Origin of the sequence: Paenibacillus sp. PL2-23, from assembly GCF_040834005.1 — a bacterium.
Classification (GTDB): domain Bacteria; phylum Bacillota; class Bacilli; order Paenibacillales; family Paenibacillaceae; genus Pristimantibacillus.
Genome location: NZ_CP162129.1, coordinates 4,685,362 through 4,692,500, shown reverse-complemented (window position 1 = coordinate 4,692,500; position 7,139 = coordinate 4,685,362). Strand labels below are relative to the sequence as shown.

Here is a 7,139-nt window from a genome sequence, read left to right as displayed (position 1 = left end):
TAAGAGCGCACGGAGGATGCCTAGGCACCAGGAGCCGAAGAAGGACGTGGCGAACAACGATACCGCCTCGGGGAGCCGTAAGCAGGCTTTGATCCGGGGATTTCCGAATGGGGAAACCCAGCTGGGGTAATGCCCAGTTACTCTTGACTGAATACATAGGTCAGGTAGAGGCATACCGGGGGAACTGAAACATCTAAGTACCCCGAGGAAGAGAAAACAAAAGTGATTCCGTCAGTAGCGGCGAGCGAACGCGGATTAGCCCAAACCAAGGAGCTTGCTCCTTGGGGTTGTAGGACGTCTCACATGGAGTTACAAAGGTGTTGGTTAGGCGAAGAGGTCTGGAAAGGCCCGCTAAAAGAGGTAAAAGCCCTGTAACCAAAAGCCAGCACCCTCCGAGACGGATCCTGAGTACGGCGGGACACGTGAAACCCCGTCGGAATCCGGCAGGACCATCTGCCAAGGCTAAATACTCCCTGGTGACCGATAGTGAAGCAGTACCGTGAGGGAAAGGTGAAAAGCACCGCGGGAGCGGAGTGAAAAAGAACCTGAAACCGTGCGCTTACAAGAAGTCAGAGCCCGATTAATGGGTGATGGCGTGCCTTTTGTAGAATGAACCGGCGAGTTACGATCACGTGCAAGGTTAAGGTGGAAAGCCGGAGCCGCAGCGAAAGCGAGTCTGAATAGGGCGCCATAGTACGTGGTCGTAGACCCGAAACCGTGTGATCTACCCCTGTCCAGGGTGAAGGTGCGGTAACACGCACTGGAGGCCCGAACCCACGAATGTTGAAAAATTCGGGGATGAGGTGGGGGTAGCGGAGAAATTCCAATCGAACTCGGAGATAGCTGGTTCTCCCCGAAATAGCTTTAGGGCTAGCCTCGGTGATGAGTGTCGTGGAGGTAGAGCACTGATTGGGTGCGGGGCCCGCCAAGGGTTACCAAGTCTAGTCAAACTCCGAATGCCATAGACATGCTTACCGGGAGTCAGACAGTGAGTGCTAAGATCCATTGTCAAGAGGGAAACAGCCCAGATCATCAGCTAAGGTCCCCAAGTGTGTGTTAAGTGGGAAAGGATGTGGAGTTGCACAGACAACCAGGATGTTGGCTTAGAAGCAGCCACCATTTAAAGAGTGCGTAATAGCTCACTGGTCGAGTGACTCTGCGCCGAAAATGTAACGGGGCTAAACACACCACCGAAGCTATGGCATGTACCTTAGGGTACTTGGGTAGGGGAGCGTCGTGTATAGGTTGAAGTCAGACCGCAAGGACTGGTGGACAGTACACGAGTGAGAATGCCGGTATGAGTAACGAAAAGACAAGTGAGAATCTTGTCCGCCGAAAGCCTAAGGGTTCCTGAGGAAGGCTCGTCCACTCAGGGTAAGTCGGGACCTAACGCGAGGCCGAAAGGCGTAGTGGAAGGACAACAGGTTGATATTCCTGTACCACCGAAAATCGTTTGAGCGATGGGGTGACACAGAAGGGCAGTGACGCGGACTGATGGAATAGTCCGTCCAAGCAGTGAGGCTAGTTGGTAGGCAAATCCGCCAACTGTAAGGCTGGGCTGTGATGGGGAGCGAAAATTGCAGTAGCGAAGGTCATGTACTCCGGCTGTCAAGAAAAGCCTCTAGTGAGATCAAGGTGCCCGTACCGCAAACCGACACAGGTAGGCGAGCAGAGCATGCTAAGGCGCGCGGAAGAACTCTCGTTAAGGAACTCGGCAAAATGACCCCGTAACTTCGGGAGAAGGGGTGCCTCGGTAGGGTGAATAGCCCGAGGGGGCCGCAGTGAAAAGGCCCAAGCGACTGTTTAGCAAAAACACAGGTCTGTGCGAAGCCGTAAGGCGAAGTATACGGGCTGACGCCTGCCCGGTGCTGGAAGGTTAAGGGGAGCGGTTAGGGGCAACCCGAAGCTGTGAACCGAAGCCCCAGTAAACGGCGGCCGTAACTATAACGGTCCTAAGGTAGCGAAATTCCTTGTCAGGTAAATTCTGACCCGCACGAATGGCGTAACGACTTGGGCGCTGTCTCAACGAGAGATCCGGTGAAATTTTAATACCTGTGAAGATGCAGGTTACCCGCGACAAGACGGAAAGACCCCATGGAGCTTTACTGCAGCTTGATATTGGACTTTGGTACGATCTGTACAGGATAGGTGGGAGCCTATGAAGCCGGAGCGCCAGCTTCGGTGGAGGCGTCCTTGGGATACCACCCTGATCGTATCGGAGTTCTAACCTGGTACCGTGAAACCGGTACAGGGACCGTGTCAGGCGGGCAGTTTGACTGGGGCGGTCGCCTCCTAAAATGTAACGGAGGCGCCCAAAGGTTCCCTCAGAATGGTTGGAAATCATTCGAAGAGTGCAAAGGCATAAGGGAGCTTGACTGCGAGACCTACAAGTCGAGCAGGGACGAAAGTCGGGCTTAGTGATCCGGTGGTACCGCATGGAAGGGCCATCGCTCAACGGATAAAAGCTACCCTGGGGATAACAGGCTTATCTCCCCCAAGAGTCCACATCGACGGGGAGGTTTGGCACCTCGATGTCGGCTCATCGCATCCTGGGGCTGAAGTAGGTCCCAAGGGTTGGGCTGTTCGCCCATTAAAGCGGTACGCGAGCTGGGTTCAGAACGTCGTGAGACAGTTCGGTCCCTATCTGTCGCGGGCGCAGGAAATTTGAGAGGAGCTGTCCTTAGTACGAGAGGACCGGGATGGACGTACCGCTGGTGTACCAGTTGTTCCGCCAGGAGCACCGCTGGGTAGCCAAGTACGGACGGGATAAGCGCTGAAAGCATCTAAGCGTGAAGCCCCCCTCAAGATGAGATTTCCCAATTAGTAAGACCCCTTGAAGACGACGAGGTTGATAGGTTCGGGGTGGAAGCACGGCAACGTGTGCAGCTGACGAATACTAATCGGTCGAGGGCTTATCCTAAAGTGTTTCCGAGAGGAAACACAGATCATAAGCATATGCTTATGACAGCTAAAGTTCAGCAAACTTTCGTATCCAGTTTTCAATGTGCAAATCCGGCCCGTTGGTCAAGGGGTTAAGACACCTCCCTTTCACGGAGGTAACAGGGGTTCGAATCCCCTACGGGTCACCACTATAAACTGAAACTACAGGCCATTTGTCCACTGGGATGAATGGTTTTTTTGACTTTTGTGAATCTATATCTTTTACTATATCTTTTCGCGCGGTTCGAACGCCACGACCCTAACGAACAAAAATGCGCTTAGAGCTCGAATTTGGCGCTTTCCGTCTTGTAACGGTCAAACGTCTAAATGAGCCGGGGCAGGTGGTTTGGAGCAAATAGACGTGCCAGAAACGTCTGAATGAGCCGGGGCAGGTGGTTTGGAGCAAATAGACGTGCCAGAAACGTCTAAACGAGCCTGCGCAGGTGGCTTGGAGCAAATAGACGTGCCAGAAACGTCTAAATGAGCAGCGGCGTGTGGTTTGGAGCAGATAGACGTGCCAGAAACGTCTAAATGAGCCAGGGCAGGTGGTTTGGAGCAAATAGATGTGCCCGTTACAATTGCGGATGGCCGTTCAGCTTCGGCAAGGACTCCTAACAACCGTTAGGAGCTCCAATGATACGCCTTCCTTGCGTGTCACCTACGGAAAGCCGTCTCGCTCAGCACAGACAGAGGGCCCCTTATTCCTCCTGCGCCTCCTCCTTGTGCTTCTCTTTGAATTCTGTGGGGCTAAGCCCGGTATACTCCTTGAATACGCGCGAGAAATAATGCTGGTCGGTGAAGGAGAGAGCATCCGACAGCTCCCGAATCTTCATCTCCGGCTTGTCGCGCATGAGCTTGCAGGCTTCATCGATCTTCATCTCCATGTAATGATGGACGAAGGTGCTGTTCGTGAAGCGTTTAATGATTCGGCTAATATAAGAGGGGCTGACATGGAATTTCTGGGCGAGCTCCGTCATGGATAGCTGGGCATATTTGTGGAGCTGCATATGGCTATCGATTTGCAGGAATAATTCCTCGGCGCTTTTGCGGATTCGCGACAGCAGGAGATCAAATTGCGTGTCGGCCCACTCCAGAAGTGCTTCGCTAAATTCATCATAGCTATCCAGCTTCAGCAGGTCCAACGCTTCCGCCTCCAATGCAGCGCGCTCCATCCATTCATGGTCAGCGTCGGCCTTGGCGAAGGTCTCCGAAATGACCTGCAGCAGCTCCTCCAGCTTAGATAATAATACGTTGTCGCTCCGCCACCTGCGCAGCAGCTCCGTAAGCTTCAACTGGAACTGCTCCTTCTGCCGCTGCTGAATCATGTCCGCGAAGGACCATATGATACGATCCTCCTCCTGTTGATGACGGGATGGAAATTGTATATCCAACAGAATGGGCGAGCTGACGCGAAGCTCCTCCTGCCAGCCCTGCTGGAGCTTCTCGAAGATTTGCTTCAGCTGGCTGAGCTCGAAGGTTTGCAGGCTGCCGGCGATAGAGGCAGTTATGCCCTTGGCCTTAAGCGCGCTTGCGACGGTGCTCATCCAATCTATCGCGCTCTCGTAATGCTCCACTAGACGGCCCTGTCCAACCACAAGCACACGCTCCGATTGCTCCAGCGGCAGCACCCAACAGGAATGAGGGGAGCAGGCCATAGATAGGGTATGCTGCAGATCTTGTACGTTCCAAGACGATTTAGCCGCAGTGAAGGGCTGCTTGCCGATGAATAGGGCGGATTTCGGTTTATTTTCAAAAAAATCGTCTTCGGCTCTTATAGTGGACAAGTATTCGGAATCGACGATGCCTCGGAGCACGTCAAGGCGATCCTCCCGCGTTTCTTGAAGCTGCCCGAGGATCCGCTCCATGACCTCTGTCAGCGCCTGGCGTTCGACCGGCTTCAGCAGATAGTCGAATACCTGCAAATGAATAGCCTTGCGTGTGTATTCGAAATCGCTGTAGCTGCTGATCAGCACCACTTTGAGGTTGGGGCACAGACTTTTGGCGAGCTCGATAAGAGCTAATCCGTCCAGCTTCGGCATCCGGATATCCGTTATGAGAATATCAACGGGCTGCTGCCGAATATGCGCCAGCGCTTCCTCTCCGTTCGACGCTGTGGCGGTCACTTGAATAGGCAGACCGGACGATTCCAGCAGCATCTTGATGTTGCGAAGGATCGGCTTGCTGTCCTCGGCGATAATGACGCTATACATCTGACTCCCTCCCCTAATGTCCCTTCCCTAATAAAAATCTCTTGTCAGAGATCCAATAATCTGGACTGTGACCCCGCGTTCTTGGCCGCCGTTGTTGAAGAGGTTGAAAAACAACCTGTTCCGGTACATCAGCTTCAGTCGGTTTACGGTATTGACGACTCCCATATTGCCCAGCCCGGAGGAGTGAATATGAAGCTCATGCTCCCGAGCCTCGGAGCCGGTGATGTTATCCATGATTTCCGCAAGCCGATCCTCCTCTATGCCGCTGCCATTATCGACAATCTCAATAGCCCAGATGCCGTTATATAGCTTCACGCGAATGGCAAGGCGCCAAGGGGGATCGATATCCGCAAAGGCATGCTCGATACAATTTTCGACGAAGGGCTGAATGACAAGCCGCGGCAGCTGAATGAACTGCGCCGATTCGTCCGCTTCGATGATCCATTGCAGATCATCCTCGTAGTTATGCTGTACAAGCGAGAGGTAGTTCCGCGTATGTTCCAGCTCCTCAGACAGCGAGACGTGCTGATAGGGGGAGGAGACGATATAGCGGAGGCTGTCCGACAGATGCTTGCACATCGCGGAGACAACCTCGTTCTTGCCCTCCTGTGCGGCGATACTGATCAGATACAGTGAGTTATGGATAAAATGCGGCGCAATCTGCGCTTGAAGCGCAGAGCCGCGCGCCTTCACTTCCTCATGCAGCGCCAGCTTCTCTCGTTCTATGGATTGCTGCAGCCGAACGAGCAGCTCCTGGAACGAATCATTCAGCGCGATCAGCTCGTTATTGTGAGCGTTGTTGTCGACCCGCACATTCAGATTGCTGTACTGGATGCGGGATATTTGGTGACGAAGCTTGCGGATCGGCAGCAGAAATTTTTTGGACGATAGATAAATGTAAATAAAGGAAAAAATCATAAGCGCGGTAATAAGCGTGATGGACAAATATTTGACGGAATTCACCGGTCCCAGCACCGCCCGTTTAGGCGTAACAAGATAGGTTGTCCAGCCTGTAACGGATGACTGATGATAGGCGACATAGTCCTCGGCGTCATTTATATACAACCCGCTGGACGGTCCGACTGAACGCAGCGAAGGCAATCCGTTGTCGATTTGCACATGCGGCGAGCTGACGACAATTTCCCCGGCTTTATTCACGATATAGAGATCCCCGGCCAGCATATCCTCGGCAGGCATGCTCAAATAAGACTCGTCCAGCATAATGGATAAATAGCCGAATATTTGTCCGTTCTGATTGCTGATCGCCCGAGTGAACGCCATGCCTCCTGAGGAATGTGGAGCAAGCATGTAGCCGCCGCTTCCGGTGATTCCCGTAGCGAGCTCCTCCTTCCATTCCGCAGCAAGCGAGGAGGGGTTGTCGTTATGTCCAATAAATGCGGAGATAGCTTGGCCCTCCAAATTGAATATAATCATGTCTCGAATATTCATAGTGGGTCCGATCGCTTCGAACATCATATCCCGCAGTGCCCGGCTCTGCCTCAAGCCTTCTGTTGTATGCCAGGGCTTCGCATTGTTCAGGATTTGAAATATTTGTTGATTGGACAAAATACGGTGAGACAGCTGTATCTGGTTATTGATGTATTCATCGAGCTGATTGCTGGCGGTTGCAGTCGTGACCAGCATTTCGTTTTCGTTGCTGATCTTCAGCGGCTTGATGACGATCCAATTGACATACGCAAGAAAGCAGCTGAGCACAATGACCAGAAGGATAACAAATGTCAGTAGAAGCTTCGTCTGTAAGCTGGCCTGAAAAACGGCGCGACCTCGCATGTAGCTTGGAAATGCCAATAGGATCCCTCCGATTCGTATTGCCCCTACTGTACCATTCTCGCAACAGTCTCACAAGCGGTTCAGAATATTACACAGAAAGCGTAAATAGCAAACATGTACCTCAAGGGGTCCGGGATCTATAATCAGAATTGTTAGCGCATCCAACATGAAGGCACATTCCAATAGAGGGGGAAGACA

The 7,139-nt window shown here is 52.7% G+C and carries 2 protein-coding genes, 1 tRNA gene and 1 rRNA gene (1 of these 4 running past the window's edge); 2 read left to right on the top strand and 2 right to left on the bottom strand.

The annotated features are described in order from the left end of the window. Together AB1S56_RS20845 and AB1S56_RS20840 are read left to right on the top strand one after the other, a co-directional pair. A 23S ribosomal RNA gene (locus AB1S56_RS20845) occupies positions 1-2,920 on the top strand (it extends 11 nt beyond the left edge of the window). Between the two features lie 94 nt (positions 2,921-3,014). Continuing rightward, positions 3,015-3,089 (top strand) — tRNA-Glu (locus AB1S56_RS20840). 549 nt (positions 3,090-3,638) lie between these two features. On the opposite strand, the gene AB1S56_RS20835 is transcribed toward AB1S56_RS20840, so the two are convergent. Then, positions 3,639-5,150: a response regulator gene (locus AB1S56_RS20835; protein WP_340873693.1), complete on the bottom strand. Its 1,512-nt coding sequence runs from the start codon at positions 5,148-5,150 to the stop codon at positions 3,639-3,641. Between the two features lie 27 nt (positions 5,151-5,177). Further along, positions 5,178-6,959, bottom strand: coding sequence for a histidine kinase (locus tag AB1S56_RS20830; protein WP_340873692.1), 1,782 nt, complete (start codon positions 6,957-6,959; stop codon positions 5,178-5,180). Positions 6,960-7,139: the final 180 nt, after the last annotated feature.

Coding starts and splice junctions, on each gene's coding strand:
- AB1S56_RS20835 (WP_340873693.1), bottom strand. CDS start 5,150: ATGTATAGCGTCATTATCGCCGAGGACAGCAAGCCGATCCTTCGCAAC.